The 24,781-nt window shown below is 69.0% G+C and carries 20 protein-coding genes; 10 read left to right on the forward strand and 10 right to left on the reverse strand.

Annotated features, from left to right (window positions below; genetic code table 11):
* Positions 1-18: 18 nt before the first annotated feature.
* Genes AC3WQY_RS07525 through AC3WQY_RS07555 form a run of 7 tightly spaced genes read right to left on the reverse strand, consistent with a single transcriptional unit; the run spans position 19 to position 8,522 of the window.
* On the reverse strand, positions 19-1,200 hold the full coding sequence (locus AC3WQY_RS07525) for an ABC transporter substrate-binding protein (RefSeq protein WP_425334615.1): 1,182 nt from the start codon (positions 1,198-1,200) through the stop codon (positions 19-21).
* A gap of 19 nt (positions 1,201-1,219) precedes the next feature.
* On the reverse strand, positions 1,220-2,836 hold the full coding sequence (locus AC3WQY_RS07530; protein WP_492707126.1) for an AMP-binding protein: 1,617 nt from the start codon (positions 2,834-2,836) through the stop codon (positions 1,220-1,222).
* An 11-nt stretch (positions 2,837-2,847) separates the two neighbouring features.
* Complete coding sequence (locus AC3WQY_RS07535; protein ID WP_492707128.1) at positions 2,848-4,008, reverse strand: acyl-CoA dehydrogenase family protein; 1,161 nt, start codon at positions 4,006-4,008, stop codon at positions 2,848-2,850.
* Positions 4,009-4,010: 2 nt separating this feature from the next.
* Positions 4,011-4,862 (reverse strand): enoyl-CoA hydratase family protein, encoded by an 852-nt coding sequence (locus tag AC3WQY_RS07540; protein ID WP_285231572.1) that lies wholly within the window; start codon positions 4,860-4,862, stop codon positions 4,011-4,013.
* Positions 4,859-5,425 (reverse strand): MarR family winged helix-turn-helix transcriptional regulator, encoded by a 567-nt coding sequence (locus tag AC3WQY_RS07545; protein WP_285231571.1) that lies wholly within the window; start codon positions 5,423-5,425, stop codon positions 4,859-4,861. The genes AC3WQY_RS07540 and AC3WQY_RS07545 overlap by 4 nt, the downstream gene beginning before the upstream one ends.
* Positions 5,422-6,195, reverse strand: a complete 774-nt coding sequence (locus AC3WQY_RS07550) for an SDR family NAD(P)-dependent oxidoreductase (protein ID WP_492707133.1) — start codon at positions 6,193-6,195, stop codon at positions 5,422-5,424. The genes AC3WQY_RS07545 and AC3WQY_RS07550 overlap by 4 nt, the downstream gene beginning before the upstream one ends.
* A complete protein-coding gene (locus AC3WQY_RS07555; RefSeq protein WP_492707135.1) occupies positions 6,192-8,522 on the reverse strand; it encodes a bifunctional salicylyl-CoA 5-hydroxylase/oxidoreductase in 2,331 nt (776 codons plus the stop codon). The genes AC3WQY_RS07550 and AC3WQY_RS07555 overlap by 4 nt, the downstream gene beginning before the upstream one ends.
* Before the next feature lie 219 nt (positions 8,523-8,741).
* Here AC3WQY_RS07555 and kynB point away from each other — a divergent pair, with 219 nt between their 5' ends.
* The 5 genes from kynB (at position 8,742) to AC3WQY_RS07580 (ending at position 15,330) form a co-directional block, all read left to right on the forward strand.
* Positions 8,742-9,371, forward strand: a complete 630-nt coding sequence (gene kynB / locus AC3WQY_RS07560) for an arylformamidase (protein ID WP_492707137.1) — start codon at positions 8,742-8,744, stop codon at positions 9,369-9,371.
* A gap of 13 nt (positions 9,372-9,384) precedes the next feature.
* Positions 9,385-10,683 carry a kynureninase gene (kynU, locus tag AC3WQY_RS07565; protein ID WP_492707140.1) on the forward strand — a complete coding sequence of 433 codons (1,299 nt, stop codon included), beginning with the start codon at positions 9,385-9,387 and terminating at the stop codon, positions 10,681-10,683.
* Complete coding sequence (kynA, locus tag AC3WQY_RS07570) at positions 10,680-11,531, forward strand: tryptophan 2,3-dioxygenase (protein WP_285231566.1); 852 nt, start codon at positions 10,680-10,682, stop codon at positions 11,529-11,531. Before kynU ends, kynA begins: the two co-directional genes overlap by 4 nt.
* Before the next feature lie 90 nt (positions 11,532-11,621).
* On the forward strand, positions 11,622-13,361 hold the full coding sequence (locus AC3WQY_RS07575; protein WP_492707143.1) for a right-handed parallel beta-helix repeat-containing protein: 1,740 nt from the start codon (positions 11,622-11,624) through the stop codon (positions 13,359-13,361).
* A 160-nt stretch (positions 13,362-13,521) separates the two neighbouring features.
* On the forward strand, positions 13,522-15,330 hold the full coding sequence (locus AC3WQY_RS07580; protein ID WP_285231564.1) for an aminopeptidase P family protein: 1,809 nt from the start codon (positions 13,522-13,524) through the stop codon (positions 15,328-15,330).
* Between the two features lie 20 nt (positions 15,331-15,350).
* Here the strand turns inward: AC3WQY_RS07580 and AC3WQY_RS07585 are convergent, their stop codons facing one another.
* Positions 15,351-15,566: a hypothetical protein gene (locus AC3WQY_RS07585; protein ID WP_492707146.1), complete on the reverse strand. Its 216-nt coding sequence runs from the start codon at positions 15,564-15,566 to the stop codon at positions 15,351-15,353.
* Between the two features lie 51 nt (positions 15,567-15,617).
* Positions 15,618-16,163 carry a GFA family protein gene (locus AC3WQY_RS07590; RefSeq protein ID WP_492707148.1) on the reverse strand — a complete coding sequence of 182 codons (546 nt, stop codon included), beginning with the start codon at positions 16,161-16,163 and terminating at the stop codon, positions 15,618-15,620.
* A gap of 139 nt (positions 16,164-16,302) precedes the next feature.
* On the opposite strand from AC3WQY_RS07590, the gene AC3WQY_RS07595 reads away from it, so the two are divergent.
* From AC3WQY_RS07595 to AC3WQY_RS07615, 5 genes are all read left to right on the forward strand, one after another.
* Complete coding sequence (locus AC3WQY_RS07595; protein ID WP_492707150.1) at positions 16,303-17,931, forward strand: FAD-binding oxidoreductase; 1,629 nt, start codon at positions 16,303-16,305, stop codon at positions 17,929-17,931.
* Positions 17,928-19,505 (forward strand): glycerol-3-phosphate dehydrogenase/oxidase, encoded by a 1,578-nt coding sequence (locus tag AC3WQY_RS07600; protein ID WP_492707152.1) that lies wholly within the window; start codon positions 17,928-17,930, stop codon positions 19,503-19,505. Before AC3WQY_RS07595 ends, AC3WQY_RS07600 begins: the two co-directional genes overlap by 4 nt.
* A gap of 7 nt (positions 19,506-19,512) precedes the next feature.
* Entirely contained in the window at positions 19,513-21,072 is a 1,560-nt protein-coding gene (locus AC3WQY_RS07605) for an FGGY-family carbohydrate kinase (protein ID WP_285231559.1), read from the forward strand.
* A gap of 15 nt (positions 21,073-21,087) precedes the next feature.
* Positions 21,088-22,137: an AraC family transcriptional regulator gene (locus AC3WQY_RS07610; protein WP_492707155.1), complete on the forward strand. Its 1,050-nt coding sequence runs from the start codon at positions 21,088-21,090 to the stop codon at positions 22,135-22,137.
* Between the two features lie 127 nt (positions 22,138-22,264).
* Positions 22,265-24,196 carry a methyl-accepting chemotaxis protein gene (locus AC3WQY_RS07615; RefSeq protein WP_492707157.1) on the forward strand — a complete coding sequence of 644 codons (1,932 nt, stop codon included), beginning with the start codon at positions 22,265-22,267 and terminating at the stop codon, positions 24,194-24,196.
* Here the strand turns inward: AC3WQY_RS07615 and thpR are convergent.
* Positions 24,193-24,762: an RNA 2',3'-cyclic phosphodiesterase gene (gene thpR, locus AC3WQY_RS07620; RefSeq protein WP_492707159.1), complete on the reverse strand. Its 570-nt coding sequence runs from the start codon at positions 24,760-24,762 to the stop codon at positions 24,193-24,195. The two genes, AC3WQY_RS07615 and thpR, sit on opposite strands and share 4 nt — an antisense overlap.
* Between the last annotated feature and the right edge of the window lie 19 nt (positions 24,763-24,781).

Consider the following 24,781-nt stretch of genomic DNA (forward strand, 5'->3'; position numbering starts at 1 on the left):
GCGCGCTTGCTCTTCAGCTCACTTCATCTTGCACGCAGAGGCATAGGCATCGGCGTGGTTCGCGAAGATCTTGCCCAGGGTCTTGTTGGTGACGCGACCCTGCGCGTCCTTGCCGATCACGCGCAGGTAGTAGTCCTGGATCGGGTACTGGTTGTTGTTGAACTTGAAGGGGCCGCGCACCGACTCGAACTTGGCCGCCTTGAGCGCCTTCAGCACCGCGTCCTTGTCCTCGATCTTGCCCTTCACATCGCGCACCGCGGCATTGATCAGCAGCGCCGCGTCATAGCCCTGGCTGGCGTACAGCGAAGGCAGGCGGCCATAGTCCTTCTGGAAATCGGCCACGAACTTCTTGTTGGCGGCGTTGTCCATGTCGTGCGCCCAATGCGAGCTGTTGAACATGCCCAGCATGGGCTCGCCCACCGCCTTGATCACGTCCTCGTCGGCCGAGAAGCCGGGGCCGAACAGGGTGATGTCCCTGGACAGGCCGGCGCCGACGAACTGCTTGATGAAGTTGATGCCCATGCCGCCCGGCAGGAAGATGTACATCGCGTCGGGCTTGGCAGCGCGCGCCTGCGCCAGCTCGGCCGCATAGTCCAGCTGGCCCAGCTTGGTGTAGATCTCCTCCGCCACCACCGCATTCGGCCCCTTGTAGAAGCGCTTGAAGCCGGTGATGGCGTCCTTGCCCGCGGGATAGTTGGGCGCCAGCACCACCACCTTCTTGAAGCCCTTGTCCAGCACCGTCTTGCCCACCGCCTCGTGCAGGTTGTCGTTCTGCCAGGCCACGTTGAAGAAGAAGGGGTTGCACTGCTCGCCGGCGTACTGCGAGGGGCCGGCATTGGCGCTGATATAGGGCGTCTTGCTGTCGAACACGCCCTGGCCCACCGCCAGCATGATGTTGGAGAACACGATGCCGGTCATGAAGTCGACCTTGTCGCGCTTGATCAGGCGGTCGGTGGTCTGCTTGGCCACATCGGGGTTCTGCTGGTCGTCGGCGGTGATCACCTCGGCCGGCAGACCGCCCAGCTTGCCACCCTGGTGCTTGAGCGCCAGGTTGAAGCCGTCGCGGATGTCCACGCCCAGACCGGCGCCGGGGCCCGAGAGCGTGCTGAGCATGCCCACCTTGACCTTGTCGGCGGCATAAGTCGTCTGCTGAGCCGCAAGCAGCGCCAGTGCGGCGCAGAGCATCGTCCTCGTCTTCATTGTCTTTGTCTCCTGAGGGTCACATGGATTGCTTCAACTTGAAGCGCTGCAGCTTGCCCGTTTCGGTGCGCGGCAGGCTGGCGCGGAACTCTATCGCACGGGGGTATTTGTAGGGCGCCACCGTCGCCTTGACGAAGTCCTGCAGGGTCTTGACCATGGCCCCATCCTCCGCATGGCCGGGGCGCAGCACCACGAAGGCCTTGACGATCTGGCCGCGCTCCTCGTCGGCCACGCCGATCACGCCGCATTCGGCCACCGCCGGGTGCGCCAGCAGGGCCGCCTCCACCTCGGGGCCGGCGATGTTATAGCCGCCGGAGATGATCATGTCGTCGGTGCGCGCCTGGTAGACGAAATAGCCGTCCGCGTCGATCAGATAGGCGTCGCCGGTGAGGTTCCAGCCCTTCATCACATAGCCGCGCTGGCGCTCGTCGGCCAGGTAGCGGCAGCCAGTGGGGCCCTTGACCGCCAGCTTGCCCACCTGGCCGGCCGGCAAGATCTGACCCTCGTCGCTCATCACGCAGGCCTGGTAGCCCGGCACGGGCTTGCCGGTGGCGCCGGGGCGGGCCTGCTCTTCCGTGTGCGAGATGAAGATGTGCAGCAGCTCGGTGGCACCGATGCCGTCGATCATCTCAATGCCGGTGCTGTCCTTCCAGAGCTTGCGCGTGGCGGCCGGCAGGGCCTCGCCGGCGCTGACGCATTTGCGCAGGCTGGAGAGATCATGCTGTTTCACCTGGGCCGCCATGGCGCGATAGGCGGTGGGCGCGGTGAAGCACACGGTCGCGCGGTACTGCGCGACGGCGGCCAGCAGCGCATCGGGCGCGGCCTTTTCCAGCAGCACCGTGGAAGCGCCCACGCTCATCGGGAACAGCACCAGGCCGCCCAGGCCGAAGGTGAAGGCCAGCGGCGGGCTGCCGATGAAGATGTCCGCGGCCACGGGCTTGAGCACATGCGGCGGCCAGCAGGCACAGATCGCCATCACGTCGCGATGGAAGTGCATGGTGCCCTTGGGCTGGCCGGTCGTGCCCGAGGTGAAGGCGATGATGCAGCAGTCGTCTGCCGCGGTGTCCACGTTCAGGAAGCTGGCCGGCTTGGCGGCGGCGCGCGCCTCGATGCCGTCGGCGGCGTCGCTCATATAGTGCGCCACCGACTTGAGGTCCGCGCATTGCGCCTGTGCCAGGTTCAGCTCCTCGGCCAGGCGCGCATCGCACAGCGCATGGCTGACCTGGGCCTTGTCTATCACCTGGGCCAGTTCCTTGGCGCGCAGCAGCGGCATGGTCGCCACCGCAATGGCACCGACCTTCATGATGGCGAACCAGCAGGCCGCCAGCATCGGCGTGTTGGCGCCGCGCAAGAGCACGCGGTTGCCGGGTTGCACCCCCAGGTCCTGCACTAGCACATGGGCGATGCGGTTGGCCTGGGCCTGCAGATCGGCATAGCTCCAGCGCAGGCCCGGCGCCTGCATGCACAGACGCTCGCCCTGCCCTTCCCGCTCGACCCAGCGGTCCAGCAGCTCGGTGGCGCAATTCAGGCGCGCGGGGAACTGCAGCCCGGGGCCGTCGAAGATCAGCTCGGGCCACTGATCGGCTGGCGGCAGGTTGTCGCGGGCGAAGGTGTCGACATGTGCGGTATAGCTCATGGTGTTCTGCTCTAGCCGTTGTTCTTCAACAAGTCGCGTCCGATGATGAGCTGCTGGACCTCGCTGGCGCCCTCGTAGATGCGCAGCGCGCGGATCTCGCGGTAGAGCGACTCGACCATCTCGCCGCTCTTCACGCCGCGGCCGCCGAACAGCTGCACCGCTGCATCGATGACGCGCTGTGCGCCCTCGGTGGCCATCAGCTTGGCCATGGCGGCCTCGCGCGTCACGTTCTTGCCCTGGTCGCGCTGCCAGGCGGCGCGGTAGACCAGCAGCGCCGAGCTGTCCACCGTGCAGGCCATGTCGGCCAGCTTGGCCTGGGTGAGCGGCAGGTCGGCCAGCGTGGCGCCGAACATTTTTCTTTCCCTGGCCTGCTGCAGCCCCTCCTGCAGGGCGCGGCGCGCAAAGCCCAGCGAGGCCGCGGCCACCGAGGTGCGGAACACGTCCAGCGTGCGCATCGCCACCTTGAAGCCCTCGCCCGGCGCGCCAATCATCTGGCTCTTGGCCACGCGGCAATTCGTGAACTTCAGGCGCGCCAGCGGATGCGGGGCGATCACTTCGATGCGCTCGGCGATCTCGAAGCCCGGCAGCCCGGCATCGACGATGAAGGCGCTGATGCCGCGCGCTCCCGGCTGTTCGCCAGTGCGGGCAAACAGCACATAGAAGTCGGCGATGCCGCCGTTGGAGATCCAGGTCTTCTCGCCGTTCAGCACATAGGCATCGCCGTCCTCGACGGCGCTGCACTGCATCGCGGCCACATCCGAGCCCGCCTCGGGTTCGGAGAGCGCAAACGCGGCCAGCGCCTCGCCGCGCGCCACGCGCGGCAGATAACGTTCGCGCTGCGCGTCCGTGCCAGCCAGCGAGATCGCACCCGAGCCCAGGCCCTGCATCGCGAAGGCGAAATCGGCCAGCCCGTTGTAGCGCGCCAGGGTCTCGCGCAAGAGGCAGATGGCGCGGGTGTCGATCACCTCCGCCGCGCCGCCCAGGGCCTGGCCGGCGATCGCATGCTTGAGCCAGCCGCCCTCGCCCAGGGTCTTGACCAGGGAACGGCATTCCGCGTCGATGTCTTGCCCATGGCCGGCATGCAGATGGGCAGCACACCAGGCGTCGAGCTCACCGGCGAGTTGACGATGCTTGTCGTCGAAGAAGGGCCATTCAAGGTGTTTGAGATGCATGGTCAGTCTCCCTCGAATACAGGTTTCTGCTTCGCGACAAAGGCGTGATAGGCGCGCTGGAAATCCTGCGTCATCATGCAGACCGCCTGGGCCAGGGCCTCGGCCTCGATGGCGTCGTCCACGCTCATGGACCACTCCTGGTGCAGCATCTTCTTGGTCATGGCGTGGCCGAAGGTGGGGCCGCTGGCGATTTCCTGCGCCCATTGCAGGGCCGTGGCCTCCAGGGCCTCGGGCTCGGCCAGGCGGTTGTGGAACCCCCATTGGTAGGCTTCCTCGCCACCCAGCGAGCGGCCCGAGTAGAGCAGGTCCGAGGCGCGCCCCTGGCCGATGATGCGCGGCAGGATGGCGCAAGCGCCCATGTCGCAGCCGGCCAGGCCGACGCGCGAGAACAGAAACGCCAGCTTGGAGCGCGCCGTGCCCACGCGCAGGTCCGAGGCCATCGCCATGATGGCGCCGGCACCGGCACACACGCCGTCGATGGCCGCCACGATGGGCTGCGGGCAGGCCCGCATGGCCTTGACCAGATCGCCGGTCATGCGCGTGAAGGCCAGCAGGTCCGGCATGGTCATCTGGGTCAGCGGGCCGATGATCTCGTGCACGTCGCCACCCGAGCAGAAGTTGCCGCCCGCGCCCTGCACCACGATGGTCTTGACCTCGTCCACATAGCAGAGCACGCGGAACAGATCGCGCAGCTCGGCGTAGGACTCGAAGGTCAGGGGATTCTTGCGCTCCGGGCGGTTCAGCGTGATCACGCCCACGCCGCCCTGCTGGCGCCAGAGGAAATGCTCGGGTTGGTAGCCGGCGAGGCTGCGGCGGTTGCCGCCGGCCAGATGCGAATCGATGGCTCGGGTCATGATGATGCCTTCCTACTTTTTCTTGCTTCCTTGCGGGCCGGCTTCTTTATGTCCGCCGCGGGCGCGGCTTCCAGGCCGCCCAGGTGTTGCTTGAGGTCGGCCAGCAGGCCGTAGACCTGGGCCTTCTGCTCGGGCGCCCAGCCGCCCAGCAGCTCGATGATCCAGCCCTCGTGGGTGGCCGCCATCTTCTTGAACTGGCGCCGGCCGGCGGGCGTGAGCCTGACGCTGAAGGAGCGCCGATCGCTGGGATGCGGCACGCGCAGCACCAGGCCTTCCGCCTCCAGCTGGTCGGTGATGCCGGTGATATTGCCGCCCGTGACCATCAGGCGCTGCGAGAGTTCGCGCATCGCCAGGCCGTCGGGGTGGCGCTCCAGCTGGGCCAGCAGGTCGAAGCGCGGCAGCGTGGTGGCGAAGTCCTGGCTCAGGCGCTTGCGGATCTGGCCCTCGATGCGGGTGGTGCAGGCCAGCAGGCGCAGCCAGAGCTTGAGCGCCTGGTGGTCATCGGCCACCACACGGGATTCCAGATCCGGCCCCAGGCCTTCGATGGCATCGATCAGATTCATGACCACTCCCCGCCACAGACGGCAATCGCCTGGCCCGTCATCGCGCTGGCGCCGCGCGAGGCCAGCCAAGCCACCGTGTGCGCTACCTCCTCGGGCTGCACCAGGCGGCCCTGCGGATTCCCCGCGGCCAGCTGCTGGCGCGCCGCCTCGGCCGTGCGCCCGGTCTTGGCGACGATATTGGCCACCGCCTGCTCGACGATCTCGGTCTCGGTATAGCCGGGGCAGACAGCATTCACCGTCACGCCCTTCTTGGCCATTTCCAGCGCCAGCGCGCGCGTCAGGCCCAGCACCCCATGCTTGGCGGCGCAGTAGGCCGCCACATAGGCATAACCCTTCAGCGAAGCGGTGCTGGCCACATTGATGATGCGGCCAAAGCCGCGCTCGGCCATGTCCGCCACCACCTGCTGGGTGCACAAAAAGGTGCCGGTGAGGTTGACCTGCAGCATCTGCTGCCACTCGACCAGGCTGGTCTTCACAAACGGCGCGGTCTGGGCCTGGCCGGCGTTGTTGACGAGGATGTCGATGGCGCCGAAGTCCGCCGCAGCGGCGGCAAACGCGGCCTGCACGCTGGCCTCATCAGCCACGTCACAGCGCTGCTCGGCCACCGGGCCCAGCTCGGTGAGGCGGGCGCGCTGCGCCTGCAAGCGCGCCAAGTCACGCCCCATCAGGGTGACGCGGGCGCCGCGCAGCAATAACTCGCGCGCCACCGCGGCGCCGATGCCCGAGCCACCGCCCGTGACCACCGCGTGCAGATCGTGCAACTCGCTCATGGCTGCGCCTTGGCCCGCGCAAACAGGCTCTCCATCTGCGGCTTGGCCGAGCGGTATTGCTTGGGCCAGGCCAGTTCGGTGAAGCCGATCTTGGCGGCCTCGGTGAGGGTCCAGGCCGGATTCGCCAGGTGCGGGCGGGCCACCGCGCAGAGGTCGGCGCGGCCGGCGGCGATGATGGAGTTCACATGGTCGGCCTCGCTGATCGCGCCCACCGCGATGGTGGGGATGCCGGCCTCCTGGCGCACGCGGTCGGCGAACGGGGTCTGGAACATGCGGCCGAAGGTGATCTTTTCCTGCTTGCTGACCTGGCCCGAGGAGCAGTCGATCAGGTCGGCACCGGCGGCCTTGAAGGCCTTGGCAATCAACACAGCGTCGGCCGGGGTGATGCCACCCTCCACCCAGTCGTGCGCCGAGATGCGCACCGACATCGGCAGCTGCGCCGGCCAGGCGGCGCGCACCGCGGCAAACACCTCGAGCGGATAGCGCAGGCGGTTTTCCAGGCTGCCTCCGTACTCGTCGCTGCGCCGGTTGGTGAGCGGCGAGATGAAGGATGAGAGCAGGTAGCCGTGCGCGCAATGCAGCTCCAGCCAATCGAAGCCGGCCGCGGCGGCGCGCTGCGCGGCGGCGACGAAGTCGGCCTTCACGCGGTCCATATCGGCGCGGTCCATGGCCCGCGAGAGCTGGCTCACACCCTCCAGATACTGCTGGGGCGAGGCGCTGATCAGCGGCCAGTTCGGTTCCGTATCGGTCTCCAGCAGCTGCCGGTCGATGCCATCCCAGGCGCGCCGCGTCGAGCCCTTGGCGCCGGCATGGCCCAGCTGGATGGCCATCTTGGCGTCGGAGTTGGCATGCACCCAGTCGACGATGCGCTTCCAGGCCGCGCCCTGCGCATCGGTCCACAGGCCTGGGCAGCCGGGCGTGATGCGGGCATCCGCGCTCACGCAGGTCATCTCCGCGAACACCAGGCCGGCGCCACCCATGGCGCGCGCGCCCAGGTGCACCAGGTGGTAGTCGCCGGCGATGCCGTCCACCGCCGAGTACTGCGCCATCGGCGAAACCACGACGCGGTTCTTCAGCGTCACCGAGCGCAGCGTGTAGGGCGTGAACATCGGCGGCACGGCGGGCTGAGCCGGGTCGCGCTCGAGGCCGGCGCGTGCGGCGAACCAGCGCTCATAGCCCTCCAGCCAGGCCTTGTCGCGCAGGCGCAGGTTCTCGTGGCTGATGCGCTGGCTGCGCGTCAGCATCGAGTACATGAACTGCTCGGGATCCAGCTGGTCGCAGTAGCGCAGGCCGCAGACCTCGAACCACTCCATCGCGTTCCAGGCCGCGTTCTGCAGGCGCAGGGTCTCGATGCGGCGCGCCGCCTGGTAGTCGGCCAGCACTTGCGGGATGTGGCCGGCCTCGTCGCCCTGCTCCTTGAACAGCCGCGTCAGCTCGATCGCATCCTCGATCGCCAGCTTGGTGCCCGAGCCGATCGCGAAATGCGCCGTGTGCACCGCATCGCCCATCAGCACCACATGGCTGCCATGCCGGTTCTGCAGCGACCATTGCTCGCACACCACGCGCTGGAAGTTCAGCCAGGCCGAGCCGCGCAGATGGCGCGCATTGGTCATCAGCTTGGCGCCCTGCAGGTTCTTGGCGAAGAGCTGCTCGCAGAAGGCGATCGACTGCTCCTGGTCGGCCTGGTCCAGGCCATGGGCCAGCCAGACATGCTCGGGGCATTCGACGATGAAGGTGGTGGTCTGCTCGTCGAACTTGTAGACATGGGCCTGGAACCAGCCATGCTCGGTCTTCTCGAACAGGAAGTTGAAGGCGTCGTAGTTCTTGTGCGTGCCCAGCCAGATATAGCGGTTCGGGCGCGTCACGATGTCGGGCTTGAAGACCTCCGCGTAGCGGCCGCGGATGCGCGAGTTGATGCCGTCGCTGGCGATGATGAGGTCGGAGTCGGCATAGTCCTCGTCGGACTGCGCGTCGCACTCAAACACCAGCTTCACGCCCAGCGCCTCGCAGCGCGCCTGCAGGATGTTGAGCAGCTTCTTGCGGCCAATGCCCACAAAGCCATGGCCACCCGAGCGGATGGCGCGGCCCTTGAAGTGCAGCTCGATGTCGTCCCAGTGGTTGAAGGCCTCCTGGATCTCGGCGGCCGTCTCCGGATCCCAGGCACGCATGTTCTCCATCGTGGCATCGGAGAACACCACGCCCCAGCCAAAGGTGTCGTAGGGCTTGTTGCGCTCCACCACGGTGATGTCATGCGCCGGATTGAGCTTCTTCATCAGCAGCCCGAAATAGAGGCCGGCCGGCCCTCCGCCTATGCAGGTGATGCGCATGATCGTGAACCTTGCCTAATGTTTGCTGAGCCTGCGGCGAACTTTAGGCCTAGATCGTTTAGGTGTCAATTAAATAGAAAATGTGCCAGACTACGGACATTCCCGCGCTCGTACCCCGCTGCGAGCGGGACTTTCCAGGCAGCGCGTTTCCTGTTGGAATTAACCGACACCACGGCACCGGAAGCCTTGATAAGGTGCGCGCCGATCGAAGGAATCCCGATGAACAAGAGACTCTGGGACATCTCGCCGCTGGTGGCAGCGGATGCGCCCATCTTCCCCGGCGACGAGCCCTATGCGCTGCGCTGGACCGCGCGCCTCTCGCCCGACTGCCCGGTGAACCTCAGCGCCATCACCATGTCGCCCCATGTTGGCGCGCATGCCGATGCGCCGCTGCACTATGCCGATGGCGTCGCCTCGGCCGCCGAGGTGGACCTGCAGGCCTATCTGGGCCCCTGCCGCGTCATCCACGCGATCGGCTGCGGCCCGCTGATCCGCATCGAAGATCTGCAGCATGCGGCCGGCGCGCCCTTACCCGAGCGCGTGCTGGTGCGCTGCTGCGCGCGCGCCGACACCGTTTGGAACCCCGACTTCACGGCCTATGCGCCCGAGACGGTTGAGTGGCTGGCCGCGCAGGGTGTCAAGCTGATCGGGCTGGACACGCCCTCGGTGGACCCGGCCAGCAGCAAAAGCCTGGCCAGCCATCAGCAGCTCTTGCGCCTGAACCTGCGCGTGCTCGAGAACCTCGTGCTCGACGAGGTGCCCGAGGGCGACTACGAACTCATCGCCCTGCCGCTCAAGCTGGCCGGGGCCTGTGCATCACCCGTGCGCGCGGTTTTGCGCGAACTCTGAAGGAGAACCCCACGTGACCACCCGACAAGACTGCGACGTCCGCGACGCCGAAGACCCCTTGCGCGAGCTGCGCCACCAATTCGATCTGCCCGCCGGCGTGATCTATCTGGACGGCAATTCGCTCGGCGTGCTGCCGAAAACCGCGCTCGGCCGCGTGCAGCAGGTCATCACCCAGGAATGGGGCCACGACCTCATCAAGAGCTGGAACAGCGCCGGCTGGATCGACCTGCCGGCCCGCATCGGCAACAAGATCGCACGCCTGGTGGGTGCCGATGCCGGCGAGCTGGTGGTGGCCGACTCCACCTCGCTGAACCTCTACAAGGTGCTCTCGGCCGCGCTGCGCATCAGCCGCGCCGACGCTCCGGCGCGCAAGCTGATCGTCTCCGAGCGCAGCAACTTCCCCACCGATCTCTACATCGCCGAGAGCCTGGCCCAACAGCATGGCCTGACGCTGAAGCTGGTGGACAGCGTGGACGAGATCCCCGCCACGCTGAACGGCGAACTGGCGGTGCTGATGCTCACCGGCGTGAACTACCGCAGCGGCTATCTGCACGACATGAAGGCCATCACCGCCGCGGCCCATGCCGCCGGCGCGCTGGTGATCTGGGACCTGGCCCACTCGGCCGGCGCCGTGCCGGTGGACCTCAAGGGCGCGGACGCCGACTTCGCCATCGGCTGCGGCTACAAGTACCTGAACGGCGGCCCCGGCGCGCCCGCCTTCGTGTGGGCGCATCCGCGCCATGCCGAGCGTTTCTGGCAGCCGCTGTCGGGCTGGATGGGCCACGCCGCGCCCTTCCAGTTCACGCCCAACTACCAACCCGCACCGGGCATCCAGCGCTATCTCTGCGGCACGCCGGCGGTGCTCTCGATGGCGGCGCTGGAATGCGGCGTCGACACCCTGCTGGCCGCCGAACCCATGGGTGGCATGCAGGCGCTGCGCCAGAAGTCCCTGGCCCTCACCGAGCTCTTCATCGAGCTGGTGGACGAGCGCTGCGCCAAGCTGGGCGTGCGCGTGGCCTCGCCGCGCCAGGCCGCCCAGCGCGGCAGCCAGGTCTGCCTGAGCCTGGCCGCACCGCTGGAGCATGCCAGCTATGCGGTGGTGCAGGCCCTGATCGCGCGCGGCGTGATCGGTGACTTCCGCGCCGGCGACCCGGCCAATCTGCAAGCCATGCCGCACATCCTGCGCTTCGGCTTCACCCCGCTCTACATCGGCTACACCGAGGTCTACGACGCGGTGGAGCACCTCGTGCAAGTGCTGTCCACCCAAGAGTGGAAGCAGGAACAATTCAACCAGAAAGCCGCCGTCACATGAGCTGCCCGCACCACTCCACCGAAGCCATCGTCAAGGACGAGGGCGCCCAGCTCGACTTCTCCAAGGACATGAGCTACGGCGACTACCTCAAGCTCGACCAGGTGCTGACCGCCCAGCATCCGCTCTCGCCCGAGCACAACGAGATGCTCTTCATCGTGCAGCACCAGACCTCGGAGCTGTGGATGAAGCTGATGCTGCACGAGCTGCACGCCGCCGTGGCCTGCGTGGCCGAGGAGCGCCTGCCCGAGGCCTTCAAGATGCTGGCGCGCGTCTCGCGCATCATGGAGCAGCTGGTGCACGCCTGGGATGTGCTGGCCACCATGACGCCGCCCGAGTACACCGCCATCCGGCCCTACCTCTCCAACAGCAGTGGCTTCCAGAGCTGGCAGTACCGCGAGATCGAGTTCATGCTCGGCAACAAGAATTCAGCCATGCTCAAGCCGCATGCGCACCGGCCGGATCTGCTGAACCAGGTGCAGGCCGCCTACCAGGCACCCTCGCTCTACGACGTGGTGCTGCAGCTGCTGGCCAAGCGCGGCATCGCCGTGCCCGCCAGCCATCTGCAGCGCGACTGGACCGAGCCCTATGCCGCCAGCGAGGGCGTCAAGCAGGCCTGGCTGCAGGTCTACCGCGACCCGCAAGCGCATTGGGATCTCTACCAGATGGCCGAAGAGCTGGTGGACCTGGAAGACGCCTTCCGGCTCTGGCGCTTCCGCCATGTCACCACGGTGGAGCGCGTGATCGGCTTCAAGCGCGGCACCGGCGGCACCTCGGGCGTGGGCTATCTGCGCAAGATGCTGGACGTGGTGCTGTTCCCGGAACTGTGGGCGGTGCGCACCGAGCTGTGAGTACGGAACAGCCACGCCGGCAGGCGAGGGCCGGCGCGAACAAACCCCAATAATCGCGACTCGATCAACCAAGCCACCAGGCTCCGCCCCATGACCAAGCACCAAGCCGTCTTCAGCGGCCTCACGGCCCTGCTGCTCGTCCTCAGCCCCGCCGCGCACGCGGCCGAGTACATCGTGGCGCCGAACGGCAGCGACAGCAATCCGGGCAGCTTGAGCGCGCCGCTCGCCACGCTCGGCAAGGCCCTCACCCTGGCCGGGGCGGGCGACACGGTCTACCTGCGTGGCGGCAGTTACGGCCTCAGCAGCAGCATCAACGTCAGCAAGAGCGGGGCCAGCGGCAATCTGCTGAAAATCCACGCCTATCCCGGCGAGCGTCCGGTGCTGGACGCCGCTGCGATGAGCAGCACCGGCTACTACAGCGGCTGGCCTCTGGTGCTGAACAACGCCTCCTGGGTGCACCTGAAGGGACTGGAGATCACGAACGGGCCGATGGGCGGCCTCGTGATCCTCGGAGCCTCGCATCACAACCTGATCGAAGGCCTGGACGTGCACCACAACGGTCGGCTGGCGCAGTGGGAGGGCAAGGGCATCAGCCTGTACGGCAGCTCGGCGGACAACCTGCTTCTCAACAACGATTCGCACCACAACCGCGACCTGCAGGACAGCAATGCCGACGGCTTCCAGGTCAGCACCACCGGCGCCGGCAATGTGTTGCGGGGCAACCGCGCCTGGCGCAATTCGGACGACGGCTTCGACTTCTTCAACATCTTCGACAACAGTCTGGCCGCGCCCTTGACGCTGGAAGGCAACTGGGCCTTCGAGAACGGCTACCTGGAGAACGGAACGGCCAGCATCGGAGACGGCAATGGCTTCAAGCTGGGCGGGCGCCGCGCCAATACCAGCGGCAGTTCGGGCGGGCACACGCTGCGTTTCAATGTCTCCTGGGGCAATCGCAACAAGGGGTTTGACGAGAACGACGCCACCCAGCCGCTAACCCTGCACAGCAATACGGCCTATGCCAATGGCCGCTACGACTATGCGTTCTGGACCACTGCCCATGTGCTGCGCAACAACTTGGCGTACGCGGGTGCGCTTGGCGTTTCGGTGTGCTGCGGCGCGGCCGGCTCGGTGGCGGATCACAACAGCTGGACCCTGCCGGTGAGCGTGAACGCGGCCGACTTCCAGAGCCTTGTTGCCAGCAGCGCCACGGCTGCGCGTGCCGCCGATGGCAGTCTCCCGACCTCGGGCTTCCTGCGTCTGGCGGCCGGCAGTGACCTGGTGGACGCGGGTGTCAATGTGGGCCTGAGCTACCAGGGCTCGGCCCCGGATCTCGGCGCCTATGAGCAGGCCGTTGGCACCGGCGACACCAATCCGCCCAGCACCCCTAGCTCGCTGAGCGCGAGCGCGGACTCAGCCAGCGGCGTGCAGCTGGTCTGGAGCGCCGCCACCGACAACGTCGGCGTCAGCGGCTATCGTGTGCTGCGCAATGGCGGTGTGGTCGGCAGCAGCAGCGCCATCAGCTTCCGCGATACCGGGCTGAGCGCGCGTACCACCTACAACTACCAGGTGCAGGCCCTTGACGCTGCGGGCAACGCCTCCGCCCTCAGCAGCACGGCCACGGCCACCACCTGGCGCTTCAGCCTGGGCCAGCGCGTCAAGCTCAGCGGCAAGACCACCGTCTACGCCAGCGTCGGTGGCAACGTCATCGGCAGTCAGGGCAAGGGCGCCTGGGGCGGCGTCACGGCCGGCCCGGTGTTCAGCGGCGGCGACGAATGGTGGCAATTCGATTTCGACAGCGGCGTCGATGGCTGGCTGCGCTTTGCGCCCTGAGCCCCCGCGGCCTCCTCCAAAAAGGCGGCCGCGGCGGCCATGACCCTCGGGACGGCGAGGCATGGGGCTCGCCGCCTACAATTCGCGCCACCCTTCAATGACAGGGCCGGCGCATGCCCATCAGGCCTGACGCATGGCCCACGGAGCAGACAAGCAAGCCATGGACACCCGCACCCACACCATCACCCTGCGCGTCGCCGCCCTGCGCGATGCCATGAAGAACGCGGGCGTGCATGCCTGCCTGGTGCCCAGCGCCGACCCGCATCTCTCCGAATACCTGCCCGAGCGCTGGCAGGCGCGCCAATGGCTGTCGGGCTTCACCGGCTCGGTGGCCACCCTGGTGATCGGCCTGGACCGCGCCGTGCTGTTCGCCGACAGCCGCTACTGGACCCAGGCCGAGGCCGAGCTGGCCGGCACCGGCATCGAGCTCTTCAAGGTCAACAGCGCCGCCGCCACCCATTTCATCGACTGGATCGCCGAGCAGCTCAAGCGCGGCGAGAGCCTGGCCGTGGACGGCCAGGTGCTGGGCCTGGCGCTGGCGCAGCAGCTGCGTGCCGCCATGCTCAAGGCCGGCATCACACTGCGCACCGAGCTCGACCTGATCGAGCGGATCTGGGAGGGCCGGCCCGGCCTGCCCGGCGCGCCGGTCTACGAGCACCTGCCGCCGCAAGCCACCGCCACGCGCGCCGACAAGCTGGCCCAGCTGCGCGCCGCCATGGCCCGCCATGGCGCCAGCCACCATTTCATCTCCAGTGTCGACGACGTGGCCTGGCTGCTGAACCTGCGCGGTGCCGATGTCTCCTACAACCCGGTGTTCATCGCCCACGCGCTGCTGGACGCCGCCGGGCTGACCCTGTTCGTTGCCCCCGGCAAGATCGATGCTGCCCTGCGGGCCACGCTGGCCAAGGACGGCGTGAGCCTGGCCGACTATGCCCAGGCGCCCGCCGCCCTGGCCGCCCTGCCCGCCGGCGCCACCGTGCTGATGGACCCGCGCCGCGTCACCCTGGGCCTGCGCGAGGCGGTTGCGGCCGGCGCGCGCGTGATCGAGGCGATCAACCCCAGCACCCTGGCCAAGAGCCGCAAGACCGAGGCCGAGGCCCGGTTCGTGCGCGAGGCCATGGAGCAGGACGGCGCGGCCATGTGCGAGTTCTATGCCTGGTTCGAGGCCGCGCTGGGCAAGGAACGCATCACCGAACTCACCATCGACGAACAGCTCAGCGCCGCGCGCGCAAAGCGCCCCGGCTTCAAGGGCCTGAGCTTCTCCACCATCGCCGGCTTCAATGCCAATGGCGCCCTGCCGCATTACCGCGCCACCGAGGCCTCGCATGCGGTGATCGAAGGCGACGGCCTGCTGCTGATCGACTCGGGCGGCCAGTACCTGGGCGGCACCACCGACATCACGCGCGTCTGGAAGATCGGCAGCATCACGCCCGCCCATCAGCGCGATTACACCCTGGTGCTCAAGGGCACGATCGCGCTCTCGCGCACCTGCTTCCCGCGCGGCACGCTGAGCCCCATGCTGGACGCGATCGCGCGTGCGCCGATGTGGGCTCATGGCCTGGACTACGGCCACGGCACCGGCCATGGTGTGGGCTACTTCATGAATGTGCACGAGGGCCCGCAAAGCATCTCCAAGGCGGTGCCCGACGCCAATATGGCGATGGAGCCCGGCATGATCACCTCGATCGAGCCCGGCCTCTACCGGCCGGGGCAATGGGGCGTGCGCATCGAGAACCTGGTGCTGAACGTGGCGCTGGACACCCCCGAACAGGGCGCGTTCGGCGAGATGCTGGCCTTCGAAACGCTCACCCTGTGCCCGATCGACACGCGCTGCATCGCGCGCGAGCTGCTCAACGCGGAAGAGATCGCCTGGCTGAACCAGTACCACGCCGAGGTGCGCCGCCGCCTGCAGCCGCTGGTGAGCGGCGCGGCGCTGGACTGGCTGCTGCTGCGTACCGAGGCGATCTAAGCCACAGCTGCCGAGCCCCCTCAGGGGTTGGCATCCGAAGCGCGCTGAGCCCCCAGCTCCAGCGCGCTTTGTACTTGTTGGCCCAGCGCCTGCGGATTGGGCAGGGCCTGTGGCTGCGCCGCCGCTGCGCTGGCCGCCGGTGCGGGCTTGGGCAGTTGCTGCACCTGCTTCTTCATCACGAACATGACGACGGCGAAGGCGATCACGAGGCCGAGGATGCTGAGGGCAGCGCGCATGGTTGGAGACTCCGGGAATTGACGATCGGGTGATGCCGAGGCCGCCGCCAGCTAGCGGCCGCGGCGCAGCGCCGCCTGGTAGGCCTCGATCAGCGGCTGCAGGGCGGCACGCCTGGCCAGGCTCGCGGCCGGCCACAGCCGCTCGCGCTCGTAGTATTCCTCGCAGGCCGGCACCGCGCCCGAGAGCTGCACCCAGGGCTGCTTGCTGGCGGTGAAGATGTGCACATCGGGGCCCAGCAGATCGGGCTGGTCGAGCGTGCCCACGCGCACGAAGCGCAGCGCTGGCCCGGCCCCGCCGTAATTGCTCCACAGCGCGATCCTGCAATGCGGGCAGCGCGCGATCAGCTGGCCGGCGCCGCTCGCCGAGGGCGTGTTCACCAGCTCGGGGTCCAGGCCCAGGGTCTGCACCCGGTCGGCCTCGATGATGGCGTTGAGCGCAAAGGCCGAGCCGGTCTCGCGCTGGCACCAGCGGCAATGACAGCAATGCACGAACATCGGCGCGCTCGTGAGCCGGTAGCGCACGGCGCGGCAATCGCAGCCGCCGTCGGCGGGGAAATCGCTGGGCCTGGGCGGCGTCGAAAGGGCTTCCTGTGGCATGGCAAGGCTCCGGTGTGTGGGGAGTTTCGCATCGTGGCGCCATCGCGCAAGCGCCATGGCATCAAGAAGCAAGCCAGGCGCGGCGCAAGTCCCTATGCTGGCGGCTGTTGTGCAGATCCAAGAGTGAGAAGGGACAAGCATGCGACGCTGGAATGGCTGGGGCGATGACACCATCAACGCCGAACTGAACCCCGATGCCCTGGCCTTTTTGCGCCAGCAGATCGGCGCCACCGAGGCGCCACAGGACGCCTCGCTGGAAGCCGCGCTGGCCCAGGTGGCACAGCAGCCTTCGCGCCTGCCGCCGCACCCGCTGGTGAGCAGCGCGCCCGAGCACCGCCTGCAGGCCAGCTTCGGCCAGAGCATGGGCGATTGGCTGCGCCTGCGCTTCGGCCGCATCGGCCGCGTCAGCGATGGCGTGGCCTGGCCCGAGAGCTCGGCCCAGGTGCGCGAGCTGCTGGACTGGGCCGCCGCGGTGGGCGCCATCGTGATTCCCTGCGGCGGCGCCACCAGCGTGGTGGGCCATCTGAGCCCACCGGCGGCGGGTGAAAGCGGCGACAGCAGGCCGGTGCTGACGCTGATGCTGTCGCGCCTGCGCAAGCTGCTGCAGCTGGACACTGTCTCGCAGCTGGCGAGCTTCCAGGCCGGCGTGGCCGGCCCGGATCTCGAAGCCCAGCTGCGCGCCCAGGGCTGGATGCTGGGCCATTACCCGCAGAGTTACGAATACGCCACCCTGGGCGGCTGGATCGTCACGCGCAGCTCGGGCCAGCAATCGGCGCGTTATGGTCGCATCGAGGCCATGTTTGCCGGCGGCCGGCTCGAGACGCCCACCGGCACGCTGGAAATCCCCACCTTCCCGGCCAGCGCCGCCGGCCCCGACCTGCGCGAGTGGGTGCTGGGCTCGGAGGGGCGGCTGGGCGTGCTAACCGAGGCCAGCGTGCGCGTGCAGCGCCTGCCCGCCTGCGAGCGCTTCGTCGGCGTGTTCCTGCCCGGTTGGGCCGAGGGCGAGGCGGCGGCGCGCGAGCTGGCGCAGGCACGCCTGGGGCTCTCGATGCTGCGCCTCTCGAACCCGATCGAAACCCTCACCACCCTGCGCCTGGCCGGCCACGCCAAGGCCATCGCCTGGCTGGAGCGCTACCTGGCGCTGCGCGGCTGCGCGGCCGGCGACAAGGTGCTGCTGATGATGGGCCTCACCGGCAGCAAGGCGCAGGTGGCGGCGATGCAGGCCCAGGCCCGCGCCATCCTCAAGCGCCATGGCGGCGTTTCCACCGGCACGCTGCTGGGTGCCAAATGGCAGGCGAACCGCTTCCGCGGCGTCTATCTGCGCAATGCGCTGTGGGCCCAGGGCTATGCGGTGGACACCATGGAAACCGCGGTGGACTGGCCGCGCGTGCCGGCCACCATGGCGGCCATCGAGGCGGCCGGGCGCGAGGCCCTGGCGGCCCTCGGCGAGCGCTGCCATGCCTACACCCATCTCTCGCATGTCTATGCCCAGGGTTCCAGCGTCTACTCGACCTTTGTGTTCCGCACCGGCCCCGATTTCGAGCGCGCCTGGGCGCGCTGGCAGGCGCTCAAGGGCGCGGTCAGCCAGGCCATCGTCGCCAGCGGCGGCACCATCAGCCACCAGCATGGCGTGGGCAAGGACCACGCGCCCTACCTGGCCCATGAGAAGGGCGCGCGCGGCATGCAGGGCCTGCAGGCGCTGGTGGCGCATTTCGACCCGCAGGGCGTGATGGCAAGCGGCAACCTGCTGCCGCCTCAGCCCCGATGAAGCGCGCGCAAGACCTGACCCTGCTGGGCGGCGGCGCGCCGTTGGACCTGCTGGTGGTGGGCGGCGGCATTGCCGGCGCCGGCATCGCGCTGGAGGCGGCGCGCGCCGGCGTGCGCGTGGCCCTGGTGGAGGCCCGCGACTTTGCCAGCGGCACCTCCTCGCGCTCCTCCAAGCTGGTGCACGGTGGCCTGCGCTACCTGGCCCAGGGCCGCATCGGCCTCACCCGCGAGGCCCTGCACGAGCGCCAGGCGCTGCTGCGCGACGCCCCCGGCCTGGTGACGCCGCTGCGCTTCGTGCTGCCGGTGCGGCGCGGCGATGCCAATGGCCGGCGCAAGCTGGGCCTGGGCCTGGCGCTTTACGACCGCCTGGCCGGCCAGCGCAGCCGGCAATGGCATGAGCCGCAAGCCCTGCTGGCGGCAGCGCCGGGCCTGCAGGGCGCCGGCCTGTTGGGCGGCTGGAGCTATCTGGACGCCCAGGTGGACGACGCCCGCCTGGTGATGCGCGTGCTGGCCGAGGCCGAGGCGCATGGCGCGCTGGTGCTCAACCATCTGGCCGTGGAGAGCCTGCAGCGCAAGGGCGCCAAGGTCTGCGGCGCCGGCCTGGTCGATGCACTGGACGGAAGCCGCTTCACGGTCGAGGCCGGCTGCGTCATCAACGCCACCGGCGCATGGGCCGATGATTTGCGTGGCAGCCTCGGTGCCAAGCCGGTGCTGCGGCCCTTGCGCGGCAGCCATCTGCTGATCCCCGACTGGCGCCTGCCCGTCGCCCAGGCCATCACCTTCTACCACCCCGAGGATGGCCGGCCCGTCTATGCCCTGCCCTGGGAGGGCGCCACCCTGGTGGGCACCACCGATGTGGACCACCGCGAGGACCTGGCCCAGGAGCCCGGCATCACGCAGCCCGAGTTCGACTACCTGCTGGGCGCCATGCAGCTGGCCTTCCCGGCGCTGGCGCTCAAGCCCGCCGATGTGTGCGCCACCTGGGCCGGCGTGCGGCCGGTGGTGGCCTCGGGCAAGAACGTGGCGCCGTCCAAGGAGCCGCGCGAGCATCTGATCGTCGACGAGCAGGGGCTGATCACCGTCACCGGCGGCAAGCTCACCACGTTTCGCTCCACCGCCCTGCTGGCCTTGCGCCAGGCCGCGAACCATGTGCCGGCACTGCAAGGGCTGGTCACGCCCGCCGCCATCTTCGACCCCACGCCGTCCAGCGCGGCCCAGGCCCTGCAGGGCCTGAGCCCGGCGCTGCGCGAGCGCTGGCTGGCGCGCTTTGGTGCGCGCGCGCCCGCGGTGCTGGCCTGCGCGCAGGCCGGCGAGCTGCAGACCATCGCCCACACCGGCATCGCCCTGGCCGAGCTGCGCTGGGCCTGCCGCGCCGAGGGCGTGGCGCATCTGGACGATTTACTGCTGCGCCGCACGCGCCTGGGCCTGCTGCTGCCGCTGGGCGGCCAGGCCCTGCTGCGGCAGTGGCGCGCCCTGGTGCAGGCGGAGCTGCACTGGGATGATGCGCGCTGGCAGGAGGAATGCGCCCGCTACCAGACCCTGATCCAACGCTGCTACAGCCTGCCCAAGACATAAGCACCCCATGAGCACAACCACCGAGCCCCTGCTGCTGTCCCTGGATCTGGGCACGCAAAGCGTGCGCGCCCTGCTGATCGATCTGCGCGGCAACATCCTGGGCAAGGCCCAGCATGCCTTCAGCGACTACATCAGCCATCACGAGGGCTGGCATGAGCATGAGGCCGAGGGCTTCTGGCAGGCCAGCGCCTTGGTCTGCCGGCAGCTGCTGGCCGCGCACCCCGAGGCCCTGCCCCGCCTCAAGGGCATGGCCGTCACCACCCAGCGCGGCACCCTGGTGCCGGTGGACGCGGGCGGCGTGCCGCTGCGCCCCGCCATCACCTGGCTGGACCAGCGCCGCGCCACGCGCAGCCGGCCGATCAATGCGCTGTGGCGCAGCGCCTTCCGCCTCGCCGGCGTGAGCGACACCATCGATTACTTCAACCACGAGGCCGAGCTCAACTGGATGGCCGAGCACGAGCCCGAGCTGCTGGCGCGCACCCACAAGGTGCTGCTGGTGTCGGGCTGGCTCAACTACAAGCTCACCGGCCGCTATGCGGATTCGATCGCCTCGCAGGTGGGCTATCTGCCCTTCGACTTCAAGGGCCAGCGCTGGGCGCCGGACTGGGACTGGAAATGGCAGGCCCTGGCGGTGCGGCGCGAGCAATTGCCCGAGCTGCTGCCGGTGGGCGAAACCATCGCCGGGCTGTCGCGCGCGGCCGCCGAGGCCACCGGCCTGCCGCAGGGCCTGCCGGTGCTGGCGGGCGCGGCCGACAAGGCCTGCGAGATCGTCGGCGCCGGCGCCATCACGCCCGACATCGCCGCCATCTCCTACGGCACCACCGCCACGGTGGACATCACCACGCCGCGTTATGTCGAGGCCTTGCCCTTCATCCCGCCCTACCCGGCCCTGCTGCCGGGCCAGTACAACTGCGAGGTGCAGATCTTCCGCGGCTTCTGGCTGGTGCGCTGGTTCAAGGAGCAGTTCGGCCACCCCGAACTGGCCCAGGCCGAGGCCGCCGGCGTGGCGGTGGAGACCCTGTTCGACCGGCTCGTGGCGGCCGTGCCGCCGGGCTCGCAGGGCCTGATGCTGCAGCCCTACTGGACCCCCGGCATCCGGCACCCCGGGCCGGACGCGCGCGGCGCCATCATCGGCTTCTCCGACGTGCACACCCGCGCCCATCTCTACCGCGCCATCCTCGAGGGCCTGGCCTATGCGCTGCGCGAGGGCAAGGAGCGCATCGAGAAGCGCAGCGGCGTGCCCATCACCCAGCTGCGCGTCTCGGGCGGCGGCGCGCAGTCGGACGCCGCGATGCAGCTCACCGCCGACATCTTCGGCCTGCCGGCGGCGCGCCCGCACACCTTCGAGACCTCGGGCCTGGGCGCGGCCATCGCCAGCGCCGTGGGCCTGGGCCTGCACAGCGACTACGCCAGCGCGGTGGCGGCAATGACGCGCATCGGCCGCCAGTTCGAGCCCAACCCGGCGCATCGCCGGCTCTACGACGAGCTCTACCGCGGCACCTATCTGCGCATGTACAAGCGGCTGGAGCCGCTCTATGCGCAGCTGCAAAAGGTGCTACGCCCCTGAGCCATACTGCGGGCCATGTCTGTGCATGGCCTGCCCTCTCTTGAACACGCCCGCGTCGCCGGCGCCTATGCCGCCACGGCGCTGGAGACCGCGCGCGAACTCGGCGCCGACATGGCGGCCCTGCAGGCCTGTTGTGACCTGCCCCAGGCAGCACAGGCCACGCTCAGCGTCAGGCAATACCTGACCCTGCTGGACAGCGCCGCCACGCAACTGGGCGAGCCGGCCTTCGGCCTGCAGGTGGGCGAGCGCATGCGCCTGGCCACCTTTGCCGGCTATGGCCTGGTGCTGTGCACCTGTGCCGACTTCCGCACCGCGGCAGCGCAGACCTGCCGCTTCGAGGGCCTGGCGCACGACCTGGGTCGCTCGGAGATCGTGGAGCAAGGGCCGCTGGCGAGCTATCGCTGGCATTCGCCCTGGCTGGACCTGCCGGGCGGCCGCCACCTGGCGGAAAGCGTGCTGGTGGGCATACGCAGCTTTGCGGTCTGGCTGGCGGGCCGCGATCTGCCAGGGGTGGATATTGCATTCACCCACGCCCGGCCTGCCGCCCTGAGCCAGGCCGACTATGAGTCACTGCTCGGCGTGCCGGTGCGCTTCCAGGCCGAGGCCAACGAGCTGCGTTTTCCGGCCCAGCTGCTGGACGCCCAGATCCCCAATGCCGATACCAGCCTGTTCCCGGCGCTGGAGCGGCTGGCGCACGAGCGCCTGCGCTCGCGCACACGCGACACGCAGAGCCCGGCCATCATTGGCCAGGTGCGCGAGCGCATCCAGGCCCAGCTGATGCATGAACGCGCCTCGGTGGCCGAGGTGGCGGCGGCCCTGCAGCTCTCCACCCGCTCGCTGCAGCGCAAGCTGGCCGAGGCCGGCAGCCCGCCCTTCAGCGAGCTGGTGGACCAGACCCGGCGCGAGCTGGTGCAGCGCTATCTGCGCGAGCCCGGGCTCTCGCTCACCGAGGTGGCCTTTCTGCTGGGCTTTCGCCAGCAGAGCAGCTTCAACCATGCCTTCCGCGCCTGGTTCGACTGCACGCCGGCGCAATGGCGCGCCAATAGCCCGCCGGGGGCGGCATAAGTTCACGGGTTTACCCGGGCCGTTCTTGGCTTATATCAAGCGCGCTCGCGCCGGCGCCCCGAACAATCGCTGACTGAAGAATCTGCCGCCCTGCCGGCATGTCCGCGATCACCTGATGAGGCCACCCATGTCTTCGTTCATGCACCAGCTGAGCCTGGCTCGAAAATTCCTGCTGCTCGGCGTCGTCGCCCTGGTGATGATCAATCTGCCGACCCTGCTGTACCTGAAGCAGAGCTCGGGCGAGATTGCCACCGCCCAGCTGGAAGCCCGCGGGGCCGCGCCGGTGATGGCGCTGCAGCAGGTGATACGCATGACGCAGCAGCACCGCGGCCTCTCGGCCAGCATGCTGGCCGGCAACGAGACGCTGGCGGCCAAGCGGCCGCAGACCGCCGAAGCCTTGGCCAAGGCCTATGCGCAGCTGGAAGCCAGCCTGCAGACCGCCGGCGCCTCGAGCTCGCTGCAAGCGGCCGCGGCCGAGCGCAAGCGCGGCTTCGCCGGCCTGGAGCAGGCGGTGGCCGGGCGCTCGCTCAAGCCGATGGAGAGCTCGGTCCAGCACACCCAGCTGATCGAACAGCTGATGGCGCTGGGCGACGGCATGCTGGATGAATTTGCGCTGAGCCTGGAGGCCAAGCCCGAGCTCTACGCGCTGGTGATGGCCAGCTTTGTGCAGGCGCCCGGCCTGACCGAGCGGCTGGGCCTGCTGCGCGCCCAGGGCAGCATGTACCTGACCGCCGGCAGCGTGCCGCCCGAGGGCAAGCTGGCCCTGCATGCGCTGCAGCTGCGCGCCCAGGAATACCTGAACACCCAGTTCATCGAGCTGGGCAAGGCCACCAAGGGCAGCCCCGAGCTGAAGGCCGCCCTCGGCAGCAAGGCCGAGGCCCTGAAGGCCCAGGTCAGCAAGACCCTGAGCCTGGCCAAGCAGGAGGTGATCGACGCCAGCGAGCTGAAGCTCGCCGCCCCCGAGTACTTCCAGAACGTCACCGACACCATCGACGCGGTCTACGCCTTCAATGCCCAGGCCTCCGACCTGCTCACCCAGCAGCTGGAGCAGCGCGCCAGCGGCCTGCAGCGTACCCGCCTGCTCATCCTGCTGGCGCTGAGCCTGCTGATGGCGGCCTCGGTAGCGCTGTCGGTGGCGATCGTGCGCAGCATCACCCTGCCGATCAAGGAGGCGGTGCAGGTGGCGCGCGCCGCCGCGGTGGGCGACCTCAGCGTGGTGGTGACGGTGCGCGGCAGCAATGAGATCGGCCAGCTGATGCAGGCTCTGGCCGACATGAACGCGCAGCTGAGCCACATCGTCGGCAAGGTGCGCCAGAGCGCCGACAGCGTGGCCACGGCCTCGCACCAGATCGCCCAGGGCAACAACGACCTCTCCAGCCGCACCGAGCAGGAGGCCAGCGCGCTGGAGCAGACCGCCGCCGCGATGGAGCAGCTGGGCGCCACCGTCAAGCAGAACGCCGACAACGCCAAGGAGGCCAACCAGCTGGCCCACGACGCCTCGACCGTGGCGGTAGCCGGCGGCAGCGTGGTGAGCCAGGTGGTGGACACCATGCGCGACATCAACAACAGCAGCAAACAGATCGCCGACATCATCGGCACCATCGACAGCATCGCCTTCCAGACCAACATCCTCGCCCTGAATGCCGCAGTGGAAGCCGCACGCGCCGGCGAGCAGGGGCGCGGCTTCGCGGTGGTGGCCAGCGAGGTGCGCAGCCTGGCGCAGCGCAGCGCGCAGGCGGCCAAGGAGATCAAGGGCCTGATCTCGGCCAGCGTCGAGCGGGTGGAGCAAGGCACGGTGCTGGTGGACCAGGCCGGCAGCACCATGACCGAGGTGGTGGCCTCGATCAAGCGCGTCTCCGAAATCGTCGCGGCGATCAGCACCGCCAGCGCCGAGCAGAGCACCGGCGTCTCGCAGGTGGGCGAGGCGGTCAGCCAGATGGACCGGACCACGCAGCAGAACGCCGCCCTGGTGGAGGAAAGCGCGGCGGCGGCGGAGAGCCTGCAGGCTCAGGCCCAGGAGCTCGTCGGCGCGGCGGCCGTGTTCAAGCTGACCACCTAACAGGCTGTTGTTGCGGGCCAGCGCCCCAGCACCCGGTGGGTGCGGCGGCCGATCAGGCTGTGGATGAGCAGGAACTCGTCGGCCCGCCAAGGCAGCGGCGTGATCGGCTGAGGCGCCACCGCGCGGTCGTCATAGCCCAGCGTGAGGTGGGGCGTGAAGCTACCCGGCGCGGGCGCCAGGCCCATCGCGACCAAGGCCCGCTCCAGCTCGCCCTGGAACTGCCGCAGCGGCGCCAGCGGCTCGCCGGCCAGCAACACGAAGGGGAAGTTGCGCCGCCGCCGACCGCTTTGAAAGCTCAGGGCCTGGTCCAGCACCAGCTGCAGCGGCGGCATGCGCAGCCGGGCAGCCTGCGCACACAGGGCCTCGACCAGCGCCGGCGGCAGGCCCCAGAAATCTCCCACCATGCGCAGCGTGAGATGGAAATGCTCGGGCCGATTGGCGCGGCCGCGCAGGCCATGCTCGGCGCGCAGGCGCTGCTGCAGCGCGGCGATGCGCGCGACGGCCGCGGCATCCGGGCGCAGCGCGAAGAACAGACGGTCGGTGGGACGCGGTGTGCCCTCGTCCATCACCGACTCCGGTTCCGGC

It is taken from the genome of Roseateles sp. FW301-B2, assembly GCF_058788955.1.

Excerpts from the sequence above, each read along its gene's own strand:
- AC3WQY_RS07525 (WP_425334615.1), bottom strand. The coding sequence starts at position 1,200 with ATGAAGACGAGGACGATGCTCTGCGCCGCACTGGCGCTGCTTGCGGCT.
- AC3WQY_RS07530 (WP_492707126.1), bottom strand. The coding sequence starts at position 2,836 with ATGAGCTATACCGCACATGTCGACACCTTCGCCCGCGACAACCTGCCG.
- AC3WQY_RS07535 (WP_492707128.1), bottom strand. The coding sequence starts at position 4,008 with ATGCATCTCAAACACCTTGAATGGCCCTTCTTCGACGACAAGCATCGT.
- AC3WQY_RS07540 (WP_285231572.1), bottom strand. The coding sequence starts at position 4,862 with ATGACCCGAGCCATCGATTCGCATCTGGCCGGCGGCAACCGCCGCAGC.
- AC3WQY_RS07545 (WP_285231571.1), bottom strand. The coding sequence starts at position 5,425 with ATGAATCTGATCGATGCCATCGAAGGCCTGGGGCCGGATCTGGAATCC.
- AC3WQY_RS07550 (WP_492707133.1), bottom strand. The coding sequence starts at position 6,195 with ATGAGCGAGTTGCACGATCTGCACGCGGTGGTCACGGGCGGTGGCTCG.
- AC3WQY_RS07555 (WP_492707135.1), bottom strand. The coding sequence starts at position 8,522 with ATGCGCATCACCTGCATAGGCGGAGGGCCGGCCGGCCTCTATTTCGGG.
- kynB (WP_492707137.1), top strand. The coding sequence starts at position 8,742 with ATGAACAAGAGACTCTGGGACATCTCGCCGCTGGTGGCAGCGGATGCG.
- kynA (WP_285231566.1), top strand. The coding sequence starts at position 10,680 with ATGAGCTGCCCGCACCACTCCACCGAAGCCATCGTCAAGGACGAGGGC.
- AC3WQY_RS07575 (WP_492707143.1), top strand. The coding sequence starts at position 11,622 with ATGACCAAGCACCAAGCCGTCTTCAGCGGCCTCACGGCCCTGCTGCTC.
- AC3WQY_RS07580 (WP_285231564.1), top strand. The coding sequence starts at position 13,522 with ATGGACACCCGCACCCACACCATCACCCTGCGCGTCGCCGCCCTGCGC.
- AC3WQY_RS07585 (WP_492707146.1), bottom strand. The coding sequence starts at position 15,566 with ATGCGCGCTGCCCTCAGCATCCTCGGCCTCGTGATCGCCTTCGCCGTC.
- AC3WQY_RS07590 (WP_492707148.1), bottom strand. The coding sequence starts at position 16,163 with ATGCCACAGGAAGCCCTTTCGACGCCGCCCAGGCCCAGCGATTTCCCC.
- AC3WQY_RS07595 (WP_492707150.1), top strand. The coding sequence starts at position 16,303 with ATGCGACGCTGGAATGGCTGGGGCGATGACACCATCAACGCCGAACTG.
- AC3WQY_RS07600 (WP_492707152.1), top strand. The coding sequence starts at position 17,928 with ATGAAGCGCGCGCAAGACCTGACCCTGCTGGGCGGCGGCGCGCCGTTG.
- AC3WQY_RS07605 (WP_285231559.1), top strand. The coding sequence starts at position 19,513 with ATGAGCACAACCACCGAGCCCCTGCTGCTGTCCCTGGATCTGGGCACG.
- AC3WQY_RS07610 (WP_492707155.1), top strand. The coding sequence starts at position 21,088 with ATGTCTGTGCATGGCCTGCCCTCTCTTGAACACGCCCGCGTCGCCGGC.
- AC3WQY_RS07615 (WP_492707157.1), top strand. The coding sequence starts at position 22,265 with ATGTCTTCGTTCATGCACCAGCTGAGCCTGGCTCGAAAATTCCTGCTG.
- thpR (WP_492707159.1), bottom strand. The coding sequence starts at position 24,762 with ATGGACGAGGGCACACCGCGTCCCACCGACCGTCTGTTCTTCGCGCTG.